Source organism: Duganella sp. FT27W (assembly GCF_009295655.1).
In the GTDB taxonomy this organism is placed as follows: domain Bacteria; phylum Pseudomonadota; class Gammaproteobacteria; order Burkholderiales; family Burkholderiaceae_D; genus Rugamonas; species Rugamonas zoogloeoides.
In genome coordinates, this window is the sequence record NZ_WHIV01000003.1 from 838129 (window position 1) to 863704 (window position 25576).

The following is a 25576-nucleotide window of genomic DNA, read 5'->3' on the forward strand; positions in this document are numbered from 1 at the left end:
ACGCCCACGTTACCTAATTAGAATTTATACGTCGCCCCCACAAAATACCGCCGCCCCGACCAGGCCAGCTCATTCCTGCGCTCCTTCGAGCCCGAGTTCAGGTACTGCGCCTCGTCGGTCAGGTTCTTGCCTTCCACCGACAAGGTCAGATTCTCGGTCACGCGCAATTGCAGCTTGGCGTCCAGGTAGCCGACCGCTTCAGCGTACACGGGCAGCGAGGCGTTGGCGTCCACTGTGCCGGTGTAGTAGCTGTCGCGGTAGTTGTAGGCCAGGCGGGCGTTCCATTTGCCCAGGTCGTACCACACGCCCACGTTGTAGCTGTTGCGCGACATGCCCGGGTAGGGCAGTACGGTGTTGTCGAGCGGGTTGAGCAGTTCCTTGCCGGTGGCGTACGAGAACGTCATGCGGGTGTAGTTGGCGTCCAGGCCCAGGCCGCCGAAGGCGCCCGGCAGCATGGTCAGCGCGGTGCGGCCGGCCAGTTCCCAGCCCTTGGTCACTGCGCCCTCGCTGTTGATCGAGGTTTTCAAGTCCCAGCGCTGGCCGTTGTTGAACACGTCCACGCCTGGCAGGATGACGTCGTTCTGGATGTAGCTGCTGATGTCCTTGCGGAAGAACGCCAGCGACAACTGCGAGTCGCGTGACGGATACCATTCCACACTGACGTCCTTGTTGGTGGCGCGGAACGGTTTCAGGTTGACGTTGCCGCCAACGCAATCATCAGCGCTGCCGTCGCCGCCGAACTGCGACTGGCCGCTGTTGGCGATGCAGTTGACGGTGGGCGTCAGGCGGTCGATGAACGGCCGCGCCATCACCTTGCCCCAGCCCAGGCGGGCGACCAGCGTGTTGGGCACGAACCAGGCGGCCAGGTTGAAGCTTGGCAGCGTGTCGCTGTACTTGTTGCGCACGGTGACAATGTCGTTGGCCAGCACGGTTTCCACGCGGGCGTTGGTGGTGGGGTTGGCAGAATAGGCGCGGTATGAACGCAAGCCGGTGGCGCGGGTTTCGGTGCCGGCGTAGCGCAGGCCGATATTGCCGTCCAGCGCCACGCCGTACAGTTCGTGCTCGAAGTCGGCGCGCAGGTAGAACGCCTTGATTTTTTCTTCGACAGCAAACTGCGGCGGCATCGGGTAAGACTTGCCGTCGCTGCCGATCGAGTTACGCAGCAGGTCGTGATTGTAGCGGGTCAGGTCGAAATACTGGGCCGAGTTGGCAAAGCTGGGCGCGGTCCAGCCGTTCGGGTAGCCGGACAGGCCGTCGTAGCCGCTCAGGAACGAGCCCGGCGTGTTGGTGCGGATCGCATCGACCAGTTGCTGCATCTGGGTGCCGCTGACGTAACGCGTGGTGTTGTTCGCGGTCAGGCCGGTGCCATAGACGGTGTTGCCGCCGTTGCGCAGCACGCCGGACGTGTTGAGCGGATCGAAAATGATTTCGTGGCGCACTTCGGGGCTGCGCACGGTGACATCGTCGGCCGTGGTACTAGGGTCGCCGCCGGCCAGGTAGCCGGTCCAGCGGTATTGCTCGGACGTGGACTTGCGGCCCTGGCCGCCGAAGTGCAAGGTGGTCAACAACGGCATGTCGGGACGGTACTTGAGGTCGAGCTTGACCTGGTCCTCGCCGTTGTCGGTAAACGATGGCTGGTACTGCGAGATGATGCGGGTATAGACGTTGCTGTTGTTCGGATCGAAGCCGGCCGGGAAGGTGAACTTGGGCAAACCCTGCTGGTCGAAATTGACCTTCAAGCCGGGGATATTGGCTTCCATCACGATGTTATTGGTATTGAGCTCGTAGTACGAGCTGGTCTTGGCCACCAGGCCTTCGGCCGACCAGTCGCCGCTTTTCCAGTTGAAACCGCCAGAGCGGTAGTCGGACTTGATGTTGAGCGCAAAGTCGCGCGCGGCCGTGCTGAAGTTGTACGAGGCGCCCTCTCCCGGCACGTTCTGGCAGGTACCGGACGTGAACGACGTCATCACGTGGTTGGTGAAACTCATGCCGGCCGGGGTCACGCCGGCGGTTGGCTCCGCGCACGATGCCGCCGGGGTGGTCAGCGGCGCGCCGTTGGCGCCGTAGACGGGCGCCACGCCCGAGGTCGAGAACCGCTTGATGGAACCGAAATCGGTCACGTAATTGCGGTCGTTGAGCATCTGCTTCTGGTTATTCTTGTTGTAGCGGCCCCAGACATTGAGATTATTGTCGATCTTGTACTGGGCAGTGAGCTCGGCGCTGGAACGGTTGTGGTCGCGGGTCCAGATGCCATAGCGTGGCACGCCGGGAGAATAGTCGAACCACTGGCTGTCGCAGGCGGTCTTGTCGGCACCGGACAGGGCCGCGCAACCGCCCTTGGCGGTGACGGCCGCCGCGCGCGGGTTGAGGCTGGTATTGGTCTTCTCTGGCGACAGGTCCCAGTCGCGGAAGTAACGCCAGTTACTGTTGCGCACGTAATCGTTTTGGGTATACACCTTGTCGTACACCAGGTTGGCCATCAGGCCCAGCCGGCCGTCAAGGAATTTGTCGGCCAGCAGCAGGCTGCCGCGCGGTTGGGCGCCGCCCCGGCTGCTGCTCTGTTCACCTTCGAGCTTGACCACCACCGTGCGGGTTTTGAAATCGAGCGGCAGGTTGGTCTTGATGCTGACGGTGCCGCCGATGCCGCCCTCGGTCTGGTCGGCGGTCACGCCCTTGTACACGTCGATCGACTTGATCAGCTCGGCCGGCAGCTCGCGCAGCTCGGCGCCGCGACCGGCCGTGCCGTTGGTGCTGAGCACTGACAGGCCGTTGATCTCGATGCGGTTGAGGTTGGCCTCCACGCCACGGATATTGACTTGCGAACCCTCGCCGAAATCGCGCGAGAGCTGGACGCCGGTCACGCGCGACAGCGCTTCGCCCACGTTCTTGTCGGGGAATTCGCCGATATCCTCGGCGACGATGGAATCGACCACGGTGGACGCATTTTTCTTGCGGTCGATGGCGCCGGCCACCGATTGGCGGGTGCCGGACACCACCACCACGTTGTCGGGTTCGGCGTTGGCGGGTTTGGTTTGGGCCAATACGATTGGAGTGACCAGGAGGGCAAGCGCGCCGGCGACTGCGGCGGAAATGACGGTGGAACGGGGCAAAGGCATGATGTCTCCCAAAATCGTTGTTGTTTTGGATATTTGACCTGCCTGATCATCTTAGGAGAAGAAACTTTCTAAAAATCCTAAACCTTGCAAACAGTCATCGACATGACTTTTTGAAAAGCTGCACGTTGGGAGCATGCAACATGAAACGCGCCGGTCGCACCCGGGCTTTGGTGTTATTCTGTCCGCATCTGTGACAAGTTAATAAGATAAACATCGTGACAATTCGATAGATTGCTGGTGCAATCCTTCGCCCTAATGGTATTGCGCGGCAGTGCTTGCAATGGTGGTGTTTCCACAAGGCTAAAAAATCGCTAATATAGCCGCGATAATTTGCATCAAACATGCCATCAACAGTAGCAATCCGCAGCAACGCGTTGGAAATACAATGACTTTAGAAAAGACTGGGGAATGGCATCTGGGGTCGGGCACCTGGCAGGTCCAGGATCTTGCCGACCGCAACCACGGTCCACAACTGGTGCGCACGCGCCTGGGCCACGACATCGCGCCCGACCTGCTGCCTGCCGATATCGCCAGCCTGATGCAGGCGCGCGCCGCCGATGGCGCGGCTGCGCTCTATCCGCCGGAGTTCCACTACTCGCCCGTCAACGGCACCAGGCTGGCGGCGCCGCCCGCGTCCGGCGCGCCGTGGGTGCCGCCGGCCGGCGCCTACCCGGTGCGCCAGGTGACGCAAGGCCACGTGGTGGGTCTGCGCCAGACTTCGGTCCCCCTGCACTTGCAGGACAAGGCCGGTTTCCACGCCGAGAGCGAGCCGGCCGCGCGCATCAAGCTGCCGCCCAGCGGCGACTACCAGTTCATCTCCGCCCCGTTCGGCACCCACGCCAACGCGCTGCTGGCGCTGAATCCCGAAAAAGGCGGCCTGTTCGCGTGGCTGCCGGCCAGCGCGCGCTGGGCGCCGCTGCATGGCGTCGGTGGCGTGTTCTTGGCGGAATCGAACCTGCCCTACGCCGCCTGGCGCGCCGAGCTGCACTACAACTTCAACAGCCGCGTGTTTGTCGCCACCGATGCGGGCCTGGCCTGCGTCACGCCGGACCTGGCGGCACTGCAATACGAGGTGCGTTATGCCGGCGACGGCCCGGCCGTCGGCGCCCCGCTGACCTTCCAGGGCCTGGTGTGGGCGCCGGTGCAACAGGGCCCCGGTCAGGTGGCGCTGGTGAGCCTGGACGCCAACGGCCAGCCCGGTGCGCCCGTGCTGCTCAATGACGCGCCACCGCTGTTCGGCATGGGTGCACCGGTCGGCTATGGCCGCACGGCAATCTGGCCGTGCATGACCGGCCAGCTGGTCTTGCAGCGCAAGCCGGACGGCGGTTTTGCTGCGCAATTTTTCCCGTGGCCGGCCGGTCTGGCGCCGCAGTTCGCGTTCGGCAGTCCGTACCTGGCCAAGGACGGCGACCTGTGGCAGCTGTGCTTTGACAGCAACAACCATAGTTACGCTTACGTGGCGCTGGGCAAACCCTTGCCCGAGATCGAACCGGCGCTGGGCCCGCGCCTGTCGTCCGGCGCCATGAACTACCGTTTCGCCACCAAGCACCACCAGGCGCCGTGGACCGAACCCGAGCACGGCGACGACGGCGCCACCAACGCGGTGGTGATTCCGCTGCTCGAGGTGGGCCCGCGCAGCACCATCGGCATCAAGCTGGCCAGCACGGTGGCGGTAGCGCAAACGCTGGCCTCCACCGACCGCCTGCGCTTCCAGCTGGTGTGGGACGACCACGACGGCGAAACCACGTTCAACACCAGCGTGCTGCCGCAACCGTGGACCTTGCGCCTGTTTACCCACGACGGCAAGGTGTGGGCCTACCACCCCGAGCTCAAAGACATCCTCGGCTGGAACCTGGCAGCATGAATTCCACCCGACTCCTGGCCGCCATGGCGCTGTTGCTTGCTGCGTTGTTGGCGGCGCCAGCCCATGCCGCCATCCAGCAAGCTTTCCTGGTGCAAAACTCGGGCTGGATGGAACCGTTTTACCTCGATCCAGCCTCGCAACTCAAACCCTTGGTCGCAGCCGTGGCGCAGGCGGCGGCCGAATCCGACGATACGGTCCACTTGCTGGCATTCAGCCAGGGCACGGTGGGCAACGTCTCGCCGCGCGTATTGGGCACCTCGCGTGGCGCGGCCAACGTCGCGCAATTGCTCGCCCCACTGACGCTGGCGCGCAAAACCACGGCGCCGGGCGCGGCGCTGGCCGATACCGACTTCCAGGAAGCGGTCACGAAAACCATCACTGGTTCGTTCAAGGCCGCGCCCGGCATCGTCTGGATTTTCACCAACAACAAGAACAGCCCCGGCAACGACCCGGCCACCGCCGCCCGCAACCGCGATTTTTATCGCCTGCTGCACCTGGAACCGTCGATCACCAAGACCGTGGTGTTCCCGCTCAAGATGCCGGTGCAGGGCAAGCTGTACGCGGCCAAGGGCTTGATGGTGTATGCGCTGGCCTACGGCCAGCCGGCTGCCGACGCCCTCACCCGCATCCTCGCCAACGACCGCCTGCAGAAAGTGCTCACCCGCCCGCCGCTGCGTTTGAAACCGGTGGACCAGGACGCGCTGCGCATCGTGCCCGAGCGCCTGCTTGACGCGCCCAATATGCGCGCCAGCCTGGGCAGCGATGGCCGCACCCTGGTGCTCGACGTCGATGCCGCCGCGCTGGCGCCCACCGTGCACCTGAAGGCGTCGCTGCAAAACCTGTTTTACCCGTACGTGATCGCCCGCGCCGACGTCGGCGCCACCCTGTCCGCCGGCAAGCACAGCGTGCCGGTGCAGGTGGCGCCGGACGCGATTGCCAACCTGGCGCCCGGTGCGCGCCAGGCGGTGGACGTGCAGTTCCGCCTGCCGGTCGAGCAAGTGCCATCGCCGTGGTCGAGCCAGGCCATTGCCGCCATGGGCAAGCAGGTGCTGCTGCCGATGCGCGTCACGCTCGTCCTCGAGCGCCAGAAGCTGACCTTGCCGGACTCGTTCAACGCCGACATGCAGGCGCTGTTCCCGGGCGACCCGATTTCCGAAGTGCTGCTGCCGCCCGAGAGTGTCAACAGCTCGCGCGCCGTGGTGCCGCTACTGGTGCGCGTGCAATATCCGCTGCTGCCGGTGCTGGTGATCATGGGCTCGGTGCTGGCGCTGCTCGGCGGCGGCGCGGCATTTGCCGTGCTGGCCACGCGCAGCAAGCGCTACGCGGTGCAGGTCGATGGCGCGCTGCGCCACGTGGTCATCAAGCCGTACCAGACCACCGAGGTGCGCGACCTCGACGGCAACGTGGTGGGCACGCTGCGGCGCGGCCTCGGCAAGCCGGTCGTGGCGCGCGTGGCCGAAGGCCACAGCTTGCGCCTGGCCTGATTTTTCATTTTTACTTTACCCGCCAAGGAGGCACACCAGATGGCCCAGGATAACAAAGACACCGGCTTCGCACTGCCCGCGCCGGACGCCGGCAAGACGCCGCCAGCCGCAACGGAACACCCGGCAACCCCGGCCGCCACCACTGACACCACCACCACCGAGATGCCGGTGCTGGCCGGCGCTGCCGACACCTCGTCGCGCGACCTGCTGGTGGGCGGCGGCATCCTGCTGGTGCTGTTCATCGCCTTCTTCTTCGCCCGGGGCGCTTATGCCAACGCGCTGGTGGTCAAGCGCGTGCCGCCAAACAAGGCCAACGCCGCCGGCTGGTGGCTGTTCGTGTTCCTGGCCAGTATTTCCACCGGCGTGGTGCTGGCTGCCGTCAACGCCGCCAAGTTCATGGCGCCGCTGATCATCGGCCCGATCCTGGCCGTTGCGCTGCTGGCGCTGGTGCTGACGTTCGTGTCGGGCCGCAGGTAAAACAGGTACAGAAGCACACAACGAGAGTCGATCATGGAAAATATTCACCAGGCACCGGGCGCCGGCGAGCGCAAGCAGGAACAGACCATAGAGCTGCGTCCCACGCTGTTCATCGGCATCGGCGGCACCGGCATGGAAGTGCTGATGCGCGTGCGCCGCCGCATCCTCAACACCATGTGGGGCGGCAATGGCGCGCGCACCCGGGTGGACAGCCTGGTCGACTTTCCGGTGGCGCAGTTCATCCAGTTCGACCTCGACACCGGCGCCGTGATCGACAGCGGCCGCGCCCAGGCCGAAGACCTGCAATTCGAGCAGGTCAGGTTCACCGACGAAGACAAGATCGTCGAACCGTTCGACATGGACAAGTACAGCCGTGACGACGATGCGCTGGAACGCTATCCGCACATCAAGGAATGGCTGTCGCTCACGCCCAAGAAAATCCGCGAGCTTGGCATCGATCCGTCCAAGGGCGCCGGCCAGATCCGCGCCGTCTCGCGCCTGTACCTGTTCGACAAGTATGCCAAGGTCCGCGACAAGATCCGCCTGAAACTCAAGACCCTCAAGGCCAGCCTGTCGCACGAGCAGCAACTGAGCCAGCTGGGTCTGAAAATGGAAACCAGCAAATTCCGCATCGTGGTGGTCGGCTCGGTGGCGGGCGGCACCGGTTCCGGCGCCTTCCTCGACATGGGCTTGCTGGCGCGCTGGCTGGCCAAGAACGAGGTAGGTAATGCCGACGTCGAACTGATGCTGTTCCTGCCGACCGGCTACTCGGGCGCCAACAAGGACCGCACCGAGGCCAACGGCTACGCCGCGCTGATGGAACTGGAATCGGCCATGCTCGGCAACAAGGGCTACGTGGGCCGCTGGGATACCCACGACCAGCCCGAACTGCCGCGCGAGCCGTACAACGAGGTGTACCTGATCGACTCGGGCAACCTGGCGCAGCAGCACACCAAGGACATCAAGGACGTCTACCACATGGTGGCCGACGCCCTGTTCGAAGACTTCGCGTCCGGCGACTTTGCCCGCCGCAAGCGCTCGGTGGCCGTCAACCAGGCCCAGCACAAGAATTACCTGTTCGACGCGCTGGTGCCCAAGGCCCGCTTTGCCGACATGCGGCTGTCGTACGCGCGGCGCTATTCCGCCTTCGGCCAGGCCACGCTTGATACGCGCCAGGAAGCGCGTCACGATGAGCAGGCTCACCGCTGGGCGGGCGCCATGCTCAAGGCCTTTTTCGGCGTGGGCGGCAACGACCTCGGCGTCAATCGCGCCACCGACCGCCAGCGTGACGAATTCATGGGCGCGCACATGGCGCTGCGCCCGTTCACGTTCAGCGATTTCCCGCAGTTTTCCGACCGCGGCGTGGAACTGCGCCGCTCGAACGGCGACTTCCTTGACTACCAGGTCGTGGAAGACCTGCTGCAAGACAAGAGCGGCCTGCTGCTGGCCGGCGTGGAGCAGCGCGTCAACGCCCGCATCGACGCCATCCGCGGCGGTTTCGACCGCAAGGAATGGCCGCAGCAGGTGCGCGATGCGGTCAAACTGATGGAGCGCGATGCCGTGCGCGACCAGGACTCCACCGCCGACACCACCGAAGACCGCGTGGCCAAGCGCCGCCGCGAGCTGCTGGAAAAAATCAAACAGAGCGTGCGCGACCAGTTGTACGCCTACCTCGACAACAAGGAATTCGGCGGCCTCGAATACGTGCTGTCGCTGGTCGAGCAGATCAAGGACCGGCTGGAAGCGCCAGGCTCGGGCCTGATGCCGGCGCTGGCCGTCAATGGCGAACGCTACCGCGAAATCAAGGAAGCCGTGCGCACCCGCGAGTACGAACGCCTGCTCAACAACCTCGAACAGACGCGTGGCGGCCTGTTCGGCGGCGGCGAAAAGCAGGCGGTGGCCGTGATGGACCACCTGCGCGTGGAAATCGCCAACGCCCTGAAATTCCACCTGCGCGCCAAGGCGGCCGAGGAAGCCGTGATCCTGATGCAGGACCTGTCACACTGGCTGGGCCGCAAGACCGGCGTCGATGCCCAGGGCCGCGCCGTCTGGAGCGGACTGGTCGGTGAGCTGCAGGCCGGCCGCGAGGCGGTGCTCGACATGCTGTCGCAACTGCAACTGGCCAATACCATCCTGCAGCAGGATCTCAATAGCGACCATGCCACCCTGATCGCCATCCCCAGCAATACGCCCAACCAACCGCTGCCCGGTGCGCTGCAACTGCGCGAGTGGGCCGACGAGGCGTTCCGCGACCTGGGCGGCTCCAAGACCCTGTTCCCGATGCTGTCCGATGCCGGCGAGCGCACCGTCATCCTGGTCAAGGTCAAGCGCATGGCCGAGCGCCAGCTGTCGCTCGCTACCGCCGTCGAAGGCGAAGCCATGCGCACCGATCCGCTGATCGAGTCGCTCGAGCAAATGTCGATCACCGAGCGGCTCGACCGCTTCCGCAAGCTGCTGGCCTGCGCCATGCCGTGGATCGACGCCAACCTGTCGGGGGACTTCACGGTGCGCGCCGACCAGTTCAAGTGCTTTATCGGCGTGGCCAATGCCGAACTGTTCAGCCGCAAGTTCCGCGCCGAGCTCGAATCGTGCGTGCCCACCCAGGCCGGCATCACGGCCGGCCAATTGTCGATCGTGGAGACCGGCATCCCGGGCCGCGCGGTGTGCTACTGCGAGCTGTCGGGCGTGCCGATGACCGTGCTGCGCGGGCTCGAAGGCTGGCGCACCAGCTACCGCAAGGAAGCGGAAAAAAGTCCTACCCACACCCACATCGATTCCACCCAGTTCAGCCACCCGATGGTGCCCACCACCGATGAACTCAATCGCTTGGCCGAAGACTTCAAGCAATTCCTGCTGGCGGTAATGCTGGGCGTGCTCACGCGCTCGAGCCAGCGTATCGTGCCGCCGGGCCAGTACCAGTTCGCGGTGGCGGCAGGCGACTTGCGCCGCATCGGCAACGAACGGGCGATGCGCCAGAACGGCTTGCCGGCGAATTACCGCGACGCCATCGTGGCCCGTGTGCAGGAGCGCCTGGCCGAACTGGACGCCATGCAGACCGTGGCGCTGGCCGCCCTGGCCAGCTACTACGAGAGCGCCGTGTATACGTCCAAGCTGGTCGACGACGCCACCGGCAACCAGCACGAGCGAAAAGGCTTTGCCAGCGCGCTGGCCGGCGAAGCGAAGCGCGAACTGATCGAAAAAGCGCGCCGCAAGGGCCTGACCGACAGCGAAATCGACAAGTTCACCACCCAGCTGCTGGCCCAGCACAAGACCTGGGCCAACGTGGTGCCCGATTCCGACGAAGACGCCTACGACTGGGAAGTGCGCGAACCGGGCGAAGGCCTGCCGCGTTTGAAGTATGCCCTCAAGCCGGAGATGCTGGTTGCCGGCCGTATCGATGCCTTGCTGGGCACTGGCGCTGCGGCGTCGGCAGGCACGGCTGGCGGCGGGTTTTATGCTTCGGCATCCACGGCTGGCGGTGAGTTTGCCGCGCCGGGCGCGCATGGCGTGCATGGCGTGCAGGCTGCCATGGGTACGCCAACGTCGGCAGCCATGCCCGCTCCGGGCACCATGCTCGGCGGCGCGCCGATCGGCGGTGTGGGCCTGGCCAAGGCGGAAGCGCCGGTCGTCCACGAGTACCACCTGAAGGTAAACGGCCAAAAATTCGGCCCCTTCACCGCCCTGCAAGTGGGCCAGATGGCGCAGGCGCAGCAACTGCAGCCGGCCCACACGCAAGTCTGGCGCGCCGGCATGACGGACTGGGTCGCGATGCCGTTGATGCTGGAACTGGCGCACGTGCTGGCGTCACCGGCGCAGCAGTCGTCGGCCATGCCACCCGATTAAGGACATGCAGCAATGAATTGCAAGAGTTGTCAGAAGCCGTTATTTACGCTGGTGCCGCACTGCCCGTTTTGTGGCGTGGCGGTGGCCGGTAGTGTTGTGCCTGGGCCAGCGGCAGGTGCTGGTCCAGCGATAGTTGCGGGTGCGGCTGCTGTCGGTGCGCCGGGTAGCGCTCATGGTGCTGGTGCTGGTGCTGGTGCTGGTGCTGGTGCTGGTGCTGGTGCTGGTGCTGGTGCTGGTGCTGGTGCTGGTGCTGGTGCTGGTGCTGGTGCTGCGCAAGTATCGCCGTCGGCTGCGGCCGCTTCCGCGCCGACGCCGGGCGTCGGGCCGGTGCTTGCTAAAAACTTAACTCCGGCACCGGCGGCTGCCAGTGCTTCTGCTTACCACGCTGATTCTGCGGCGTCGTCCAGTGCCGGTGTTGGCGCTGTCGGCAACGCCGCTCACGGAAACGTGGCGGGGGCCGGCGCTGCGGCAGTTGATGCCAGTGCTGGCGGCAACGCGGCCGGGGCTGGCGCTATGGCTGCTGGTGCCGGTTCCGGTGCTGGCCGCAACGCGGCTGGGGCTGGTGCTGCGACGGCTGGTGCCGGCTCCGGTGCTGGCGGCAACGCGGCTGCGGCTGGCTATACGGCTGGCGGCAGTGCAGCCTCTTCCACGCAAGCTCCGGCTGCGAAAGCTGCTGCGCGGCCGGCGCCGGTGTCCGCCCCCGCCAACCCGCGTGCTGGCAATACCGGTAGCCCACCGCCAGGCGCAGGTGCGCCGCGAGGCCGGGGCAAGCCCAAATTCAAGTTGGGATGGTTCAAGGTGCTGCTGATCTTGATCGGGCTGCTGGTCATCCTGTCGCGCTGCGGCGGCGGTTCGCCCGAGGATAAAAAGGCGTGCCTGACCGCGCTCGGCCAGGGCAACAAGCTGCTGGCCAGGGGCGACGTGGCCGGTGCCGGCATCCAGAGCGCCAATGCCAACGCGTACTGCCGTGGCGACACGCGCGCCAAGGCGGAAGAATTGCAGACGGCGGTGACCAAGGCGGAAAACTCCGGTACAGCCTGCTCGCGCGCGCTCAAGACCATCGACGGTCTGCTCGACAACCATCAACTCGACAGCGCCCGCAACCGCCTCGACAAGCTCGACAAGAAGTGCGCCGCCGATGCCGGCGCCAAAAAACTGCGCCAGCGCCTGTCCACCGCGCAAAGCGCCGCCAACAGCGCCACCGACGCGGTACGGCGCGCGCTGAACCAGCGCGATGCCGGCGCCGCCGCCAAGGCCCTCGATCGCCTGACCGGACTGAACCGCGACTCGGCCGACCTGCCCGGCTTGCGCGCGATGCTGGCGTCGTTGCAGGCCGAGCAGGCTGCTGCAGTGGCCGCTGCGCCGGCACCTGAATCTGCACGTGCAGCCGCACAGGTCAAAGCACCAGCACAGGTTCAGTCCCCCGGACAGGCCCAGGCACAAACTCCGGCATCGGCGCAAGTCTCTGCGCCGCTACAAACGTCAGCGGCAACGCGGGCGACGACGCCAGCGCTCACCCGTGCAACAACGCCAGCCCCCCAGGTGACTAGTACCACGCCGCAGATAGCCACGCCAGCGGCAAGCACCCTGGCCCGGTCGCAGCCAGCGCCAGCCGTCCGCCAGGAAGTCCACAACGCCAAGGCAGAGATGGCGGTGAGCTTTATCCAGGATGCGGAAACGGCGCTGTCGCAAAGCCGCTTCGACGCTGCCCGCACCTATCTCGACAGCGCCCGCCGCATGGACCCGAACAGCCCGCGCCTGGATACCGTAGGGCGCCAGATCCGAGACCGCGAAAGGCAAATGATGCAGCAGGAAACCACGATCCGCTGACCCACGCAGCCGGGGCTGAGCGGGTCAGCCTCTACATCCGGTCCAGCAACTGCTGCTCGGCCCGCTCACTGAGCACCAGCACCAGCTTCAGCCGCGCCCGCGTCATGCCCACGAACAGCTTGCGCAGCACTCGTTCGTCGATGCGCTCGAAATCGATTTCCGTAAAAATGATGGCCGGCGCGGACTGGCCCTTGAAGCGGTACACGGTCTCGGCCAGCAAGCCGCCAGGCCGGTACTCGGGGGTGCCGAACAGGTCGTATTCGCCGGTGAAAGACTTCAGGGTATGGGCATCGCTCAACTGGTCCATGTGCAGGATCACCGAGTTGTCGCGGCCCCGGAACGAGGCAATCGCGATATCGTGGCGGGCGAAGCCGGCCGCCAGGCAGCTGGTCACCGCGCGCCGGGTTTGCGCCAGCATGGCGTCGGTGTCGCCGTCCGGGTAGATCAGTTCCTCGATGTCGGCGCCACGGAACGGGCTGCCCGCCTCCACCGGCTCGCGCACGGCGCCGATCGACGTCAGCATGTCGATGATCTGGCGCGGGCTGCGGTAGTTGGTGTCCGAATGCAGTGTCACCCAGCCCGGCAGCGGCACCGGTTCGCGGCCGTACAGGTTCTGGTTGGGGTCTTCCAGCCAGATGGCGCGGCCCTCGGGCTTGAGCATGCGCAGCAGGATGTCGCGCCAGGCCGGCGAAAAATCCTGGCCCTCGTCCACGATCAGCACGTCGTACTGCCACTCGGGCGGCAGCTCGGACGTGGTCATGTGCGCTTCGATCTTGTCCCAGACGTCGGGCGCGGTATAGTCGGGAATCTGGCCCTGGGCCCGCGCGAACGCGTCGCTGAGCATGTGGAACGATGTCACCCGACCGCCGGACGGCACCAGTTTTTCGATGTGGTCCGACAGCGGCCGGTTGTAGCAGACGTACAGGGATTTCAAGCCGGCGTCGATGGCGTCGCTGTATTCGGCCAGCGCCAGCTGGGTTTTGCCGCTGCCGGCCGTGCCCTTTACGTGCAGGCGGAACGGCGAGAAGTCCAGCCGCCGCGCCCAGGTGGACAGGCCGCCCGACAGGCGCGCCACCAGGCCGGCGGCATTGCCGATCATCGAACTGGGGTCGGGCCGCAGGCTGAGCATGTTGGAGAGGAAGCGCGTGACCTTGTCGAACTTGTCGCCGGGCGGCGCGCCATCGACCGGCAAGGTTTCGCGGATCACCTGCGCCAGCTTGCCCTTGTTGCCGGCATCGATGATGTGGCGCGGGTCGATGCCGGCCTGGTTAGGGTTGCGTACCGTGTAGTCGGGGCAGTACAGCAGGTAATCGATCGACAGCTCGCTGCCGAAGCGCTCGGAGAGTCCTTTGATCGAGCGCATGATGTGGTTGGCCACCTTGCGCGGCTTGCCTTCGTAATTGCGGATCAAGCCGTCCGGCGTTTCGCTGAGGAAGCCCGACTTCTGTTCGATCAGCAGCAGCCGGCCATTGGGCGCCACCAGGATGAAGTCGATCTCGCCGTACACCGAAAAGCCCTGCTCCACGTTGGTCCAGTGCACGCCGTGATAGACCCGGTACGGCAGGTCGGCCAGCGTGGCTTCGAGATAGGTGAGGGTTTCGATTTCGCGCGCGGCGGTGCCGGTGACGGACATTTCCTGCCAGCCGGTCGGGTGGATGTGGGCCATGGTGGGAGCGGTGTAGGGAAAAACTTATTGTATGCCAGCCTGTGGCTGGCAACGGCCCGCTCCCCTGCAAAAAATCCGCCCTATCAGTGCGCTGCCACACGCGTCCGCTTCTCGGCGCCCGCTGCCACCGGGCGCGGGTTGCGGGCGTCGAGCTGGCCGCTCAGCACGGTCAGGCCGAACGCACCGAGCACCACCAGCGCACCGATCCAGCCCGTGTGCACCAGGCCCAGGTGCTCGACGATCAGGCCGCCACCCCACGCGCCACCGGCAATGCCGAGGTTGAAGGCGGCAATGTTAAGGCCCGAGGCCACATCGACCGCGCGCGGCGTGTAGTGCTCGGCCTGCTGCACGACGTACACCTGCAAGCCGGCCACGTTACCGAAGGCAAACGCACCCCACGCCAGCACCACCGCCAGCATCAGCCACTTGAACGGCGCCGCAAAGGTCACCGCCAGCAGCACCACGGCCAGCCCCATAAAAATGATCTTGAGCGCACCGACCGGGCCGCTACGGTCGGCCAGCTTGCCGCCCCAGATATTGCCCACCGCGACCGACACACCATACACCAGCATCACCAGCCCCACTGCGCCGGCAGTAAAGCCCGACACCTGTTGCAGCAGCGGCGCCAGGAACGTAAAGGCGATAAAGCTGCCGCCGTAGCCGACCGCCGTCATCGCATAGACCAGCAGCAGGCGCGGCTCGCCCAACACCTTGACCTGTTGCAGCAGCGAGGCCGGCGCGCTGTGGGCGATATTTTTCGGCACGTACAACAGGCTGCCGATAAAGGCCACCAGGCCCAGCGCGGAGACGGCCAGGAAGGTTTCGCGCCAGCCGAAGTGCTGGCCGATGAAGGTCCCCAGCGGCACACCGGTCACCAGCGCCACGGTCAGGCCGGTGAACATGATGGCGATCGCACTGGCCGCTTTTTCGCGCGGCACCAGCGACGTGGCGATGGTGGAACCGATCGAGAAGAACACGCCGTGCGCCAGGCCGGTCAGAATGCGCGCCACCACCAGCGACGTGTAGCCGGGCGCCTGCCAGGCCAGCAGGTTACCAAGCGTGAACAACACCATCAGCGACAGCAGCAGCGCCTTGCGCGGCAACTTGCCGGTCAAGGCGGTGAGGACCGGCGCGCCGATCGCCACGCCCAGCGCGTACAGGCTCACCAGCAGCCCGGCCGAAGGCAGGTTCACGCCGAGGTCGGCGGCAATGGTGGGCAGCAGCCCGACGATGACAAACTCGGTAGTACCGATGGCAAACGCGCTGATGGTCAGCGCAAGCAGGGCAATAGGCATGACATAACTCCATGAAGGTTGATGGCATGCAGTATCGCGGCTACGCTTGCTGAGAAAAAGACACGAATCGGCACAACATATTTGCCGCAAAAGCAAATATAAGCAAAATTTACGTGTTTTTACGCAGTAGATACTGGACTTTTAGGGTGGGCAGGTCAGTTGCCTGACAAGTATAATGAGAATCATTATCAACAATCAAAAGATTGATCAATGACCGAGTCCGCCTTTGCCCTTCCCCGCCGCACGCTGATTGCCCGCCTGTGCTCGCTCATCGTCTGTTCGGGCGCCCTGCTGCCGTCTGCGCATGCCGACACGTCCGCCGCTGCCGAGGCCGCCGTTGCAGAAGCTGCGCCGCAGGTGGTGGAAATTACCGGCGCCCGCAGCGACGATGCAGGCTTTGCTGCCCGCCGCGCCGGCAGCAGCACCAAGTCGGACCTGTCGCTGCTGGAAACGCCGCAATCGGTCACCGTGCTCACGCGCGACCTGCTCGATGCACGCGCCGTCACCAACCTCAACGAAGCGCTGCAAACCACCGCCGGTGTCGCCTCGGGCAGCTGGGGCCGGCGCGGCTGGGACGACTTCATCATTCGCGGCCAGCGCGCGTCCGAGTCGCTGTACATCGACGGCCTGAAGCGCGGCCAGAACCAGTACGTGAGCCAGGACGTGTCCGGCGTGGAACGCATCGAGGTATTGAAAGGGCCGGCATCGATCAACTTCGGCATGGTGCAGCCGGGCGGACTGGTCAACATGGTCTCGAAGCGTCCGCGCGCGCAGGCCTTCAACACCATCGGCGCCACCTATGGCAGCAACGATTTCAAGCAGGTGGACTTCGACCTGGGACGGCCGATCTCGGACAATGGTAAAGCCGCGTTCCGCATCAACGGCATGTGGTCGGACCAGGACGATCCGATCGACTTCGTGTATTTCAAGAAGCGCTATATCGCGCCGTCGGTCACGCTGGACTTCGGCCCGCGCACCGACTTCACCATCCTGTCGTCGTACATGGAGCGCGAATACCTGCGCAGCCAGGGTGCCCCCACGCGGGGCACCATCCTGCCCAACCGCAACGGGACCTTCAACCGCGACGAATTCACCGGCGAGCCCGGCTTCGGCCCGTACCACTCGCGCCAGGCGGCGGTGGGCTACAGCCTGACGCACCGCTTCGACAACGGCTGGAAGCTGGCGCAGAATTTCCGTTTCCAGAAGCTGGACATGGACGGGCGTTTCGTTTCGCTGGGCGCGCTGACCAATGACCGCCTGCAGGCGCGCAGCGGCTCGATCCAGGACGTGCAAGGCAACAACCGCGCGCTCGACACCTATGCCGAACGCGCGTTCGACCTGGGCGGCCAGCGCCACACCATCATGGCCGGTATCGACCTCAACAGCGACAAGATCCGCAACGGCTCCACCGCCTGCCGCATCGCCTCGCTCGACATCTTCAATCCCGTGTACCACCAGCCCTACAGCTGCAACGCCACGCCGGGCAGCCTGACCACTGCCACCGTCGAATACGCCGCCCTGTACCTGCGCGACCAGATCGCGCTGACCGACCGGTTGAACCTGAGCCTGGCCGCCCGCCACGACCGCAGCAGCAACAAGTCGTACAACGAACTGCGCGACACCACGACCAAACTCAAGAACAACAAGACCACCGGCAGCGCCGCCCTGCTCTACCGCGCTACGCCCAATATCTCGCCGTACGTCAGCTATGCGACGTCGTTCCTGCCGGTGAGCGGCACCGATTTCTTCGGCGTGCAGTTCAAGCCGGAAGAAGGCAAGCAGGCGGAGGTGGGGGCCAAGTTCGAATACCTGAACGGCCGCATCACCGGCGCACTGGCGCTGTACGACCTGAAACGCCGCAACGTCACCACGGCCGATCCCGACCCGGACCACATCGCCGTCTTGCCCGGCGCGCAAGTGCAGACCGGCGAGGAACGCACCAAGGGTTTCGAAGCCGAACTGAACGCCGACCTGCGCAACGGCTGGAACGTGCAAACGGCGCTGTCGCTGATCAACGGCGTGATCACGCAAGATAACGGCGGCAACGTCGGCAAGCGCCTGCTCAACGTGCCGCGTCAGAGCGCCAGCGTGCTGGCCAACTACCGCGTGCGCGACGGCGCCCTGACCGGCCTGGGTGGCGGCTTGGGTGTGCGCTACGAAGCGCAGAAGACGGGACCGGCCGTGTCGTACACGGTCCCCGGCTACACCGCCGTGGACGCCTACCTCAGCTATGAAGCCAAGGCCTACCGGGTCAGCCTCAGCATCAAGAACCTGTTCGACCGCGACTATTATGCGGGCGTACTGAACAACAACGTGCTGCCGCTGGGCGATCCCCGCACCGTGATGCTGCGCGTCGTCACCAACTTCTGACCTTCGCTGTTACCCCTGTATCATGCGGCATGAACTCTGAAAAACTTGCTTTGCTGGTCACGCGTGAAATGCCGTATGGGAAATACAAGGGGCGCAAGCTGGCGGACTTGCCGGGGCATTATCTGGGCTGGTTTGCGCGCGAGGGATTTCCTGCCGGGGAATTGGGAGCGTTGCTTGCCTTGATGTACGAGCTCGATCACAACGACTTGCGCAGCCTGCTCGATCCCCTGCGCCCGCGCTAGCTGATCAGGTAGTCAGCCGCGCGAACTCTCCGCTGGCCACCAGCGCTTGCAGCTCGCTGGCCCCGCCGATCAGCACGCCGTTGATGAACACCAGCGGAAACGTGGTCCAGCCGCTCCACAGCTTGAGCGCCAAGCGCGGCCGCCACTGCGAGAAATAATTGCCATAGCTCAGGTACTGGTACGGCACACCGAGGCCATCGAGGATCTTGCGCGCCTTGCGCGGAAACGGATTGAAGCCCATGCCGACCACCACGATCTTGTGGGCAGCCACGGCAGCCTCCACTTCGGCGACCAGTTCGCGGTGATAATTGCCCACCGTGCCACGGATGGCGGGATGGATGCGGGCTTGGTCCAGGATGTGACGGCTCATCGCGGCTACCTCGGTAGTGGTTCGGGACCACAGGGTAGCCGCAACACGCAGTCTCGCCAAGTGTTATAGATCGAGCTTGCTGATCTTGGTGCCTTCCAGGCTCAAATTGGCCATCAATCCCGCATTGGTCAGCACCAGCGCCTGTACCGGGCTGTTGATGCTGTTGGTGGCCACCTCGCCATTGGCACCCACGTTGATCACCGCCACCGAGCCGTCGACACCGGCGGTCCAGCCTTTGCTGTTGCGGAACTTGTCGAGCGCATCGCGGCTCATGAACAGGATCACAACCGCCTTCGACTGGGCCCCGGCCTGGAAGCCGACCGACAAGGTCGTCAGGCTATAGTAGTTGACGGTCTGGCCGCCCGTGCGCAGCACGCCGCGACCATATTCGCCGCCCACCACCAGCCCGGCCGCCAGCACGTTGGGGAAGACCAGCACGCCGTTGGCCTTGCGCACCAGCTCGCGCGAGCCTTTGACTTCCTTGTACAGGCGCTCGAGCGTATCGTAGGCGCCGCGTTCGATCTCGGTCTTGACGGCCGCCGGCTCGGTGCGGACGGCGCCGCCCGTTTGCGTGGTGGTGGTGCAACCGCTCAGCGCCAGGCCGGCCAGCGCCAGCGTGGCGGTAGCGGTCGCGCGCCTCAGAAAGCTCGATTTTTGCATGGTAGTCTCCTCGGGTAGGCAATACTGCAACAGTGCCTGCCGATTCTGTCACCTTTGCCGCGCCCACGCCAGAAGCACACAAACTGTGCCGCAGCGGTGCGTACCAATGACGCGACGGCTTGCGGGCCATGCCCTGTCAGACCGACAAGGCGTGGTGGGGCAGATGTTGCACCAGGCGCTCGGCCAGCCTGGCGGCGCGCATGCGCGCGATCCACCAGTTGAGGGCGGCGCCGTTCTCGCCGGTGCGCCAGGCCAGGTAGAACGTTTCGTCCGGCTTCGGTTCGGCCACCTGTTTTTCCACCAGCAAACCGGCAGCAATCGCCGCGCGCGCGCACGGCTCGGGCAGGAAGCCGAAACCCACGCCCGACAACTGGTATTGCAGCTTGGTTTTCATGTCCGGCACGCTCAGGGTATCCTGCCCCAGCAGCAGGCCGACGGTGCGCGCCGCCATGCGCCGGGCCGAATCGGCCACGCTCACGGCGCGGTACTGCTGCAAGTGCGAGCGGTCGAGCTTTTCGTCGATGGCGGCCAGCGGGTGCGAGGGCGCCACCGCGAACACGAAGCCGATCTTGCAGATCGGCTCGGACACATAACCGCCGCCGGCCGGCCCATCGCCGGCCACGCCGACCAGCAAGTCGGCGCGGCGGTCGAGCAGCGCTTCCCAGGTACCCGATAACGCTTCCTGCACCACGCGCAGCCGGGTCTGCTGGGCCACCTCGTAGAACGCCTTCACATCCTCGAAGAACATGCAGGCCGAGAACATCGAATCGCTGCCGATGGCCAGCTCGGTTTCCCAACCCGACGCCACCCGCCGCACCCGGTGTTCGAGGTCTTGCGCGGCCTTGAGCAGGTAGCGCCCTTCCTTGAGCAGCTCGGCGCCGGCAGCGGTGAGCACCACGCGCGGGCCGTTGCGCTCGAACACCTGCACGCCCAGATCATCCTCGAGCTTGCCAACCGTGTACGAGATGGTCGATGGTACGCGGTGCAGTTCCTTGCCCGCGGCGGAAAACGAACCACGGCGGTCGATGGCATCGACGATTTGCAGGGCTTCCAGGCTTAATCTGAGCATTCGATTTTTTCGATAATAGAGGGGTAATTTTTCCGTTTTTTAAATCCGCTTCCGAGGTCTATACTTTGATTCATGGATGCGGCGATAACGAAACGAACCAGCAAAACAGCGTTCAAAATTATCGCACATTAATCAACTACACAAGAAATGGAGCCCTATCATGTTGCAAATTCGTAAAAGTGAAGCCCGCGGTGCCGCCAACCATGGTTGGCTCGATTCCAAACACAGCTTCTCGTTCGGCAGCTACCATGATCCCGATCACGTCGGCTTCGGTCCCCTGCTGGTGATCAACGAAGACCGCGTGCAAGGCAGCCAGGGCTTCGGTACCCACGGTCACCGCGACATGGAAATCATCTCGTACGTGCTGAGCGGCGCGCTCGAGCATAAGGACAGCATGGGCACCGGTTCGGTCCTGCACTACGGCGACGTCCAGCGCATGAGCGCCGGCACCGGGGTGCGCCACAGCGAGTTCAATCACAACGCTGACGAGAAAGTGCATTTCCTGCAAATCTGGATCCAGCCCAACCAGGTAGGCATTCCACCGAGCTACGAGGAAAAGAACTTTACCGTCGAGAGCAAACTGGGCAACCTGCGCCTGATCGCTTCCAACGATGGCCGCGAAGGCTCGGTGCTGATCCACCAGGATGCCTCGATCTTCGCCACCATCCTGCGCAGCGGCGACGCCGTGGAGCACAAGCTGGCAGCCGGTCGCATTGCGTATGTCCACGTGATCCGTGGCGACGTGACGGTGAATGGCACTGCGCTCAAAGGCGGCGACGCCCTCAAGCTCACGGCTGAGGAACTGGTCACGCTCGGTAACGCCACCGATGCCGAAGTACTGGTCTTCGATTTGCCTAACTAAGGGATACCGAGGGGCAGAAATAATTTTCCGCCAGTTTTGGTATGATGAAGGGCGCGCCGGGTCTGTCAGAACAGCCCGGCGCGCCTTTTTTACGTTATTTGAATAAGAATTGAGCATAGCTATGTCGCAGAGCGCAGAAATCCCGGTCCAGGATGAACTGGACTACATGACCTCGTGCGCGCTCCCTACCCCGTGGGCGCAGTTCACCTTGCACGCTTTTGTGGAGAAGGCAACGGGCAAGGAACACCTGGCCATGGTACTGGGCGACATCAGCAACGGCGCGCCGGTGCTGGCGCGCGTGCATTCCGAATGCCTGACCGGCGACGTGCTGTATTCGCAGCGCTGCGATTGCGGCGCCCAGCTTGAAGGCGCGCTCAAGCGCATCGCCGACGAAGGCCGTGGCGTGTTGCTGTACCTGCGCCAGGAAGGCCGCGGCATCGGCCTGGTCAACAAGATCCGCGCCTACCGCCTGCAAGAAGCCGGCGCCGACACCGTGCAGGCGAACGAGCAACTGGGCTTCAAACCCGACCAGCGCACCTATGGCCTGGTCAAGCCGATGCTGGACCAGTTCGACGTGAAAAGCCTGCGCCTGATGACCAATAATCCGCGTAAGATCGACGCCATGACCAAGCTCGGCATCGAAGTGGCCGAACGCGTGCCGCTGCTGGTGAACCGCAATGCCTTCAACCAGCATTACCTGGACACCAAGGCCGCCAAGCTCGGACACATGATGAAGCCGCTCACACCGGCGCCGGTGGAAGACGGCGCGCTGTAGCATCAAGTATCAACCGTCCAGGAACTGCATGAAATTCACCGTAATTGTTGCTTCACTTGCCATGACCTGGGCCAGCGCCGGCGCGCTGGCAGCGCCAGCCAATACGCCAGCGGCTGCGCCGGCGAATGCTCCCGCCGCTGCTCCTGCTGCGAAAGCCGCCCCGGCGGCGCCGCTCACGGCGGGTGCTGCTGGCAAGCCGAGTGCCCCCGGCGAGGTCGCCGCCACTGCCGACTCCGCGCCGCTGCCGCCGCCCTCCTCTGCTGCCCAGCACCTGTACGCCTCCGCCAAGAACGACATCCTGCAAGTGCGCTCGCTGCTCAAAAGCGGCCGCACGCAGTCGTCGGTGGGCTCGGGATTCCTTATCGGCACCAGCAATCTGGTGGTGACCAACTACCACGTGGTCTCGCAATTCGCGCTTGATCCGGACACCTATGTCGGCGAATGGGTCGATACCAGCGGCAAACGCGGCAATGTCGAATTGCTGGCGGTCGATGTGCTGCATGACCTGGCCGTGCTGCGCGTGAGCCGCAACGGCACCGGCTTCTTCAAGATGCCCGAAAAACTGGCCGGCCTGACCCAGGGCCAGTACCTGTATTCGATGGGCAATCCGCTCGACCTCGGCTTTGCCATTTCGGAAGGCGCCTACAACGGCGTGATCGCCCGCAGCTTTTACGACCAGCTGATGTTTACCGGCCCGATCAACTCCGGCATGAGCGGCGGTCCCAGCGTGACGGTGGATGGCTCGGTGGCCGGCATCAACGTGTCCAAGCGCCTCGACGGCGAGCTGGTCAGCTTTCTGGTGCCGGCCCGCTTCGCCCAGGACCTGCTGAGAAAGGTCGAGCAGCAGCCGAAGCCGCCGGCCGACTTCAACGCCGTGGTGGCAAGCCAGTTGCTCAGCCATCAGCGCGCCATGGTCGATCAATTGCTGGCCACTCCGCTGAGCCTGAAACCGATGGGGCCGTACATGGTGCCGGTGCGCGAGTCCGAACAGATGCGTTGCTGGGGCCGTTCGAGCGTGAAGGCCGACAAACCGTTCACGGTGGATGACGCCAGTTGCGCGATGGAGTCGGCGATTTTCATCAGCGGCTCCTTGCAGACCGGCCAGATCAACATCCGTCACCAGTTCATGCGCAGTAACGGCCTCGACCAGTTGCGCTTTTCGCAGCTGGCTTCCGCGTCGTTCAAGAACGAGCACTTCGGCAGCTTCAAGGACAGCCGCCTGACCGGCCCCAACTGCACAGAAGACTTCGTCAAGAGCAAGGACGTGCCGCTGCGCGCGGTGCTGTGCGTGCGCGCCTACCGCAAGTTTGCCGGCCTGTACGACTTCGCCCTGCTCACCGCCGCTACCGACCAGGGCGCGATGAGCCTGCAAAGCCGGCTCGACGCGCGCGGCGTCTCCTACGACAACGGCATGCGCCTCACGCAAGTATTCCTCAATTCCTTCTCGATTTCCCCACCTGTGGCGCCCAAGAAAGCCGTGCCGGCCAAACCGGCAGCAGGAGGTGCACGATGACCTCCCCGTACTTCATCGAAATCCTGGCGCGCAACGGCGACGTGCTGAACCGGCACAAGGTGCAATCGCTGCCGATCCGCATCGGTCGTGGCTACGACAACGACGTCATCCTCGACGATGCCCACAGCGCCGCGTCGCACGCGATCGTGGACCTGGACGAGAACGGCAAGCTGCTGCTGCGCGACCTCGGCAGCAAGAACGGCACCTTCGCCCACGGCAAGCGCGCCGATGGTGCTGGCATCGTCGTCGAGGGCAATACCGTGGTGCGCCTGGGCCATACGCGCCTGCGCATCCGTTCGGCCGACTTCCCGGTGCCGGCCGAAGTGGCCGACACCACCATGCACGGCTGGGAAGGCACGGTGCCGGCGTCCATCGGCCTGGCGCTGATCGCCGTGTTCAGCTGCCTCGGTACGTGGATTTCCGACATCGAACCATTCGCCCTGATCCGCTACCTGCTGGTGCTGGCGTCGAGCCTGGGCCTGGGCCTGCTGTGGGCCGGCGCCTGGGGCCTGGCCAACCGCTTGTTCGGCAGCCATGCGCGCATGGGCCGCCACCTGTTCATCCTCGGCAGCGGCATGGCAGCCGTGTTCATCTGGCGCGCGCTCAGCAACGTCATCGCCTACGCCTGGTCGGCCGAAGTGTTCACCCGTTACGGCAGCCTGGTCACGCTGGCCATCGTGTGTGCGATGCTGTTCTTCCACCTCATTACGATCAAGCCGCACCACCCGCGCCGCTTCGCCATCACGGCGTGGGTGATGCTGGTGGTCGGTTCGGCGCTGTCGCTGCTCAACAATGCGCAATCGACGGGCCGCACGTCCGACGAGCTGTACATGTCGGTGCTGCTGCCGCCCGAAGTACGGCAAAGCCCGGATCGCAACCTCGAGCAATTCCTCACCAATGCTGCCAAGCTCAAGGAAGGCGCCGATGCAGCGCGGGCGCGTTCGGTCAGGGACGGTTTTGGCGACGGCGATGACGACAGCGATGGCGAGGTGACCGACTAATCAGTGTCGGCAAGGCAAGGAGACGGCGCTTGTGTGAGCGGTGGGCTATATTGATGTCGATTCGACCATCATTTAACTCACCGGGAAACCACATGACTATCCGCAGCCTGCTCTCCTCCGTCCTGATCGGCGCTGTCGCCAGCGCCCGTTCGATGACCCCGATGGCCACCATCGCCGCCGCCCGCCTGGCCGGCCGCCGCACCCCGGGCGAGCTGTTCCTGCTTGACCGCCCCATCTTCAAATTCGGCGCGCTGGCCATGGGCGCCGGCGAACTGTACGGCGACAAAATGAAAACCGCCCCCGACCGCACCGTCGCCCTGGGCCTGATCGCCCGCGTCGCCAGTGCCGGCATCGCCGGCGCCGCCCTCGCTCCCAAGGGCCGCGAAGGCGCGGGCGCCGCAGTGGCCGTCGCCACCGCCGTGCCGATGGCCTACCTGACGCTTGCCGGCCGCAAACAAGGCATGGCGCGCATCGGCCAGACCCGCAGCGGCCTGATCGAAGATGCGCTGATTGTCGCAGCGGGAATTGCGATCGTGGCGCTGGCGACAAGTTCCAACAAGGAATAAGCGGAGCGTCGGAAGCCAGCGCCGGCCGGCCGCTGTTCTGCCGTTCGTCGTATCGCCTGTCGGTGGTCGAGAATGGGCAAACGGTCAATCTCTGGATTCAGCACAAAGCACGCAACAGCGTGTCCAGTTGGCCCAGGCGCTGAGAGAAGAATTCCCGGGTAAATTTGTCGAGGTTGCCCCGTGACTATTGTCATCTCTAACCGCGCGTTCACCCGGCATGTGGGCAAAGCACAACGCGCTGCTAATAAGCAGCCGGTATTCATTACGCTTAACGGCCGCCCTGCCTATGTACTGATGAGCTTTGAGCACTACCAGCGGCTGACTAAACAGCGGCGCAATATTGCCGAGGCGTTGGCAATGCCCGATGCCACCGACATCGAGTTCGAAGCCAACCGCGCGGTTATCAAAGCTCGGCCCGCTGATTTCTCGTAGTGCGCGGCGTGCCGCAACTGATCGTGCGTGTCGGCGACGCCGTGGTGCCGGTCAGCAGCGGCGCGCTGTACCACGGACCCGACGTGTTGATCGCCGAACTGCACCGCCTGCTCGGCAACGACCTGGCAGGGATCGCCTGAG

Annotated in this window: 21 protein-coding genes; 15 read left to right on the top strand and 6 right to left on the bottom strand. The window is 64.7% G+C overall.

Annotated features, from left to right (window positions below; all coding sequences use genetic code 11):
* Nucleotides 1–17: 17 nt before the first annotated feature.
* Nucleotides 18–3116: a TonB-dependent receptor gene (locus F8197_RS15535; protein WP_152882634.1), complete on the bottom strand. Its 3099-nt coding sequence runs from the start codon at nucleotides 3114–3116 to the stop codon at nucleotides 18–20.
* 385 nt (nucleotides 3117–3501) lie between these two features.
* Here F8197_RS15535 and F8197_RS15540 point away from each other — a divergent pair, with 385 nt between their 5' ends.
* From F8197_RS15540 to F8197_RS15570, 6 genes are all read left to right on the top strand, one after another.
* On the top strand, nucleotides 3502–4980 hold the full coding sequence (locus F8197_RS15540) for a hypothetical protein (protein WP_152882635.1): 1479 nt from the start codon (nucleotides 3502–3504) through the stop codon (nucleotides 4978–4980).
* Complete coding sequence (locus F8197_RS15545; protein WP_227012267.1) at nucleotides 4977–6464, top strand: hypothetical protein; 1488 nt, start codon at nucleotides 4977–4979, stop codon at nucleotides 6462–6464. Before F8197_RS15540 ends, F8197_RS15545 begins: the two co-directional genes overlap by 4 nt.
* Before the next feature lie 39 nt (nucleotides 6465–6503).
* Nucleotides 6504–6941 carry a hypothetical protein gene (locus F8197_RS15550; RefSeq protein ID WP_152882636.1) on the top strand — a complete coding sequence of 146 codons (438 nt, stop codon included), beginning with the start codon at nucleotides 6504–6506 and terminating at the stop codon, nucleotides 6939–6941.
* A 33-nt stretch (nucleotides 6942–6974) separates the two neighbouring features.
* Nucleotides 6975–10784, top strand: coding sequence for a tubulin-like doman-containing protein (locus tag F8197_RS15555; RefSeq protein WP_152882637.1), 3810 nt, complete (start codon nucleotides 6975–6977; stop codon nucleotides 10782–10784).
* Nucleotides 10785–10923: 139 nt separating this feature from the next.
* Nucleotides 10924–11130, top strand: a complete 207-nt coding sequence (locus F8197_RS28605; protein WP_193333445.1) for a hypothetical protein — start codon at nucleotides 10924–10926, stop codon at nucleotides 11128–11130.
* Between the two features lie 167 nt (nucleotides 11131–11297).
* Entirely contained in the window at nucleotides 11298–12614 is a 1317-nt protein-coding gene (locus F8197_RS15570; RefSeq protein WP_193333446.1) for a hypothetical protein, read from the top strand.
* A gap of 31 nt (nucleotides 12615–12645) precedes the next feature.
* Here the strand turns inward: F8197_RS15570 and F8197_RS15575 are convergent, their stop codons facing one another.
* Together F8197_RS15575 and F8197_RS15580 are read right to left on the bottom strand one after the other, a co-directional pair.
* Nucleotides 12646–14280, bottom strand: coding sequence for an ATP-binding domain-containing protein (locus F8197_RS15575; RefSeq protein WP_152882639.1), 1635 nt, complete (start codon nucleotides 14278–14280; stop codon nucleotides 12646–12648).
* Between the two features lie 83 nt (nucleotides 14281–14363).
* The gene (locus F8197_RS15580; RefSeq protein ID WP_152882640.1) at nucleotides 14364–15575 is read right to left on the bottom strand and encodes an MFS transporter; all 1212 of its coding nucleotides are present in this window, start codon (nucleotides 15573–15575) and stop codon (nucleotides 14364–14366) included.
* 210 nt (nucleotides 15576–15785) lie between these two features.
* Between F8197_RS15580 and F8197_RS15585 the strand changes: the two genes are divergently transcribed.
* Both F8197_RS15585 and F8197_RS15590 read left to right on the top strand, forming a co-directional pair.
* Nucleotides 15786–17945: a TonB-dependent siderophore receptor gene (locus F8197_RS15585; RefSeq protein WP_152882641.1), complete on the top strand. Its 2160-nt coding sequence runs from the start codon at nucleotides 15786–15788 to the stop codon at nucleotides 17943–17945.
* A gap of 29 nt (nucleotides 17946–17974) precedes the next feature.
* The gene (locus F8197_RS15590; protein ID WP_026636996.1) at nucleotides 17975–18187 is read left to right on the top strand and encodes a DUF3820 family protein; all 213 of its coding nucleotides are present in this window, start codon (nucleotides 17975–17977) and stop codon (nucleotides 18185–18187) included.
* Nucleotides 18188–18191: 4 nt separating this feature from the next.
* Here the strand turns inward: F8197_RS15590 and F8197_RS15595 are convergent, their stop codons facing one another.
* The 3 genes from F8197_RS15595 to F8197_RS15605 all read right to left on the bottom strand — a co-directional run bounded on the left by F8197_RS15595 (nucleotide 18192) and on the right by F8197_RS15605 (nucleotide 20286).
* On the bottom strand, nucleotides 18192–18557 hold the full coding sequence (locus F8197_RS15595) for a glutaredoxin (RefSeq protein WP_152882642.1): 366 nt from the start codon (nucleotides 18555–18557) through the stop codon (nucleotides 18192–18194).
* A gap of 63 nt (nucleotides 18558–18620) precedes the next feature.
* Nucleotides 18621–19217: a YSC84-related protein gene (locus F8197_RS15600; RefSeq protein WP_152882643.1), complete on the bottom strand. Its 597-nt coding sequence runs from the start codon at nucleotides 19215–19217 to the stop codon at nucleotides 18621–18623.
* Between the two features lie 136 nt (nucleotides 19218–19353).
* Nucleotides 19354–20286, bottom strand: coding sequence for a LysR family transcriptional regulator (locus F8197_RS15605; protein WP_152882644.1), 933 nt, complete (start codon nucleotides 20284–20286; stop codon nucleotides 19354–19356).
* Nucleotides 20287–20446: 160 nt separating this feature from the next.
* Between F8197_RS15605 and F8197_RS15610 the strand changes: the two genes are divergently transcribed.
* The 7 genes from F8197_RS15610 (at nucleotide 20447) to F8197_RS29185 (ending at nucleotide 25575) form a co-directional block, all read left to right on the top strand.
* Complete coding sequence (locus tag F8197_RS15610; protein ID WP_152882645.1) at nucleotides 20447–21148, top strand: pirin family protein; 702 nt, start codon at nucleotides 20447–20449, stop codon at nucleotides 21146–21148.
* Nucleotides 21149–21269: 121 nt separating this feature from the next.
* Nucleotides 21270–21923 (top strand): GTP cyclohydrolase II, encoded by a 654-nt coding sequence (gene ribA, locus F8197_RS15615; protein WP_056143739.1) that lies wholly within the window; start codon nucleotides 21270–21272, stop codon nucleotides 21921–21923.
* Nucleotides 21924–21951: 28 nt separating this feature from the next.
* Nucleotides 21952–23436, top strand: a complete 1485-nt coding sequence (locus tag F8197_RS15620; RefSeq protein WP_152882646.1) for a serine protease — start codon at nucleotides 21952–21954, stop codon at nucleotides 23434–23436.
* Nucleotides 23433–24437 carry an FHA domain-containing protein gene (locus F8197_RS15625; protein WP_152882647.1) on the top strand — a complete coding sequence of 335 codons (1005 nt, stop codon included), beginning with the start codon at nucleotides 23433–23435 and terminating at the stop codon, nucleotides 24435–24437. Before F8197_RS15620 ends, F8197_RS15625 begins: the two co-directional genes overlap by 4 nt.
* Before the next feature lie 92 nt (nucleotides 24438–24529).
* Nucleotides 24530–25003, top strand: a complete 474-nt coding sequence (locus F8197_RS15630) for a hypothetical protein (RefSeq protein ID WP_019920306.1) — start codon at nucleotides 24530–24532, stop codon at nucleotides 25001–25003.
* Nucleotides 25004–25189: 186 nt separating this feature from the next.
* Nucleotides 25190–25435, top strand: a complete 246-nt coding sequence (locus tag F8197_RS15635) for a type II toxin-antitoxin system prevent-host-death family antitoxin (protein WP_373996903.1) — start codon at nucleotides 25190–25192, stop codon at nucleotides 25433–25435.
* Nucleotides 25436–25443: 8 nt separating this feature from the next.
* Nucleotides 25444–25575: a hypothetical protein gene (locus F8197_RS29185; RefSeq protein WP_255472977.1), complete on the top strand. Its 132-nt coding sequence runs from the start codon at nucleotides 25444–25446 to the stop codon at nucleotides 25573–25575.
* Nucleotide 25576 lies beyond the last annotated feature (1 nt).

Bases quoted from the DNA above. Each gene is read 5' to 3' on its own strand.
- F8197_RS15555 (WP_152882637.1), top strand. From the start codon at position 6,975: ATGGAAAATATTCACCAGGCACCGGGCGCCGGCGAGCGCAAGCAGGAA.
- F8197_RS15590 (WP_026636996.1), top strand. From the start codon at position 17,975: ATGAACTCTGAAAAACTTGCTTTGCTGGTCACGCGTGAAATGCCGTAT.
- ribA (WP_056143739.1), top strand. From the start codon at position 21,270: ATGTCGCAGAGCGCAGAAATCCCGGTCCAGGATGAACTGGACTACATG.
- F8197_RS15620 (WP_152882646.1), top strand. From the start codon at position 21,952: ATGAAATTCACCGTAATTGTTGCTTCACTTGCCATGACCTGGGCCAGC.
- F8197_RS15625 (WP_152882647.1), top strand. From the start codon at position 23,433: ATGACCTCCCCGTACTTCATCGAAATCCTGGCGCGCAACGGCGACGTG.
- F8197_RS15550 (WP_152882636.1), top strand. From the start codon at position 6,504: ATGGCCCAGGATAACAAAGACACCGGCTTCGCACTGCCCGCGCCGGAC.
- F8197_RS15570 (WP_193333446.1), top strand. From the start codon at position 11,298: ATGGCTGCTGGTGCCGGTTCCGGTGCTGGCCGCAACGCGGCTGGGGCT.
- F8197_RS15595 (WP_152882642.1), bottom strand. From the start codon at position 18,557: ATGAGCCGTCACATCCTGGACCAAGCCCGCATCCATCCCGCCATCCGT.
- F8197_RS15600 (WP_152882643.1), bottom strand. From the start codon at position 19,217: ATGCAAAAATCGAGCTTTCTGAGGCGCGCGACCGCTACCGCCACGCTG.
- F8197_RS15535 (WP_152882634.1), bottom strand. From the start codon at position 3,116: ATGCCTTTGCCCCGTTCCACCGTCATTTCCGCCGCAGTCGCCGGCGCG.
- F8197_RS15540 (WP_152882635.1), top strand. From the start codon at position 3,502: ATGACTTTAGAAAAGACTGGGGAATGGCATCTGGGGTCGGGCACCTGG.
- F8197_RS15610 (WP_152882645.1), top strand. From the start codon at position 20,447: ATGTTGCAAATTCGTAAAAGTGAAGCCCGCGGTGCCGCCAACCATGGT.
- F8197_RS15580 (WP_152882640.1), bottom strand. From the start codon at position 15,575: ATGCCTATTGCCCTGCTTGCGCTGACCATCAGCGCGTTTGCCATCGGT.
- F8197_RS15605 (WP_152882644.1), bottom strand. From the start codon at position 20,286: ATGCTCAGATTAAGCCTGGAAGCCCTGCAAATCGTCGATGCCATCGAC.
- F8197_RS15630 (WP_019920306.1), top strand. From the start codon at position 24,530: ATGACTATCCGCAGCCTGCTCTCCTCCGTCCTGATCGGCGCTGTCGCC.
- F8197_RS15575 (WP_152882639.1), bottom strand. From the start codon at position 14,280: ATGGCCCACATCCACCCGACCGGCTGGCAGGAAATGTCCGTCACCGGC.
- F8197_RS15585 (WP_152882641.1), top strand. From the start codon at position 15,786: ATGACCGAGTCCGCCTTTGCCCTTCCCCGCCGCACGCTGATTGCCCGC.
- F8197_RS15545 (WP_227012267.1), top strand. From the start codon at position 4,977: ATGAATTCCACCCGACTCCTGGCCGCCATGGCGCTGTTGCTTGCTGCG.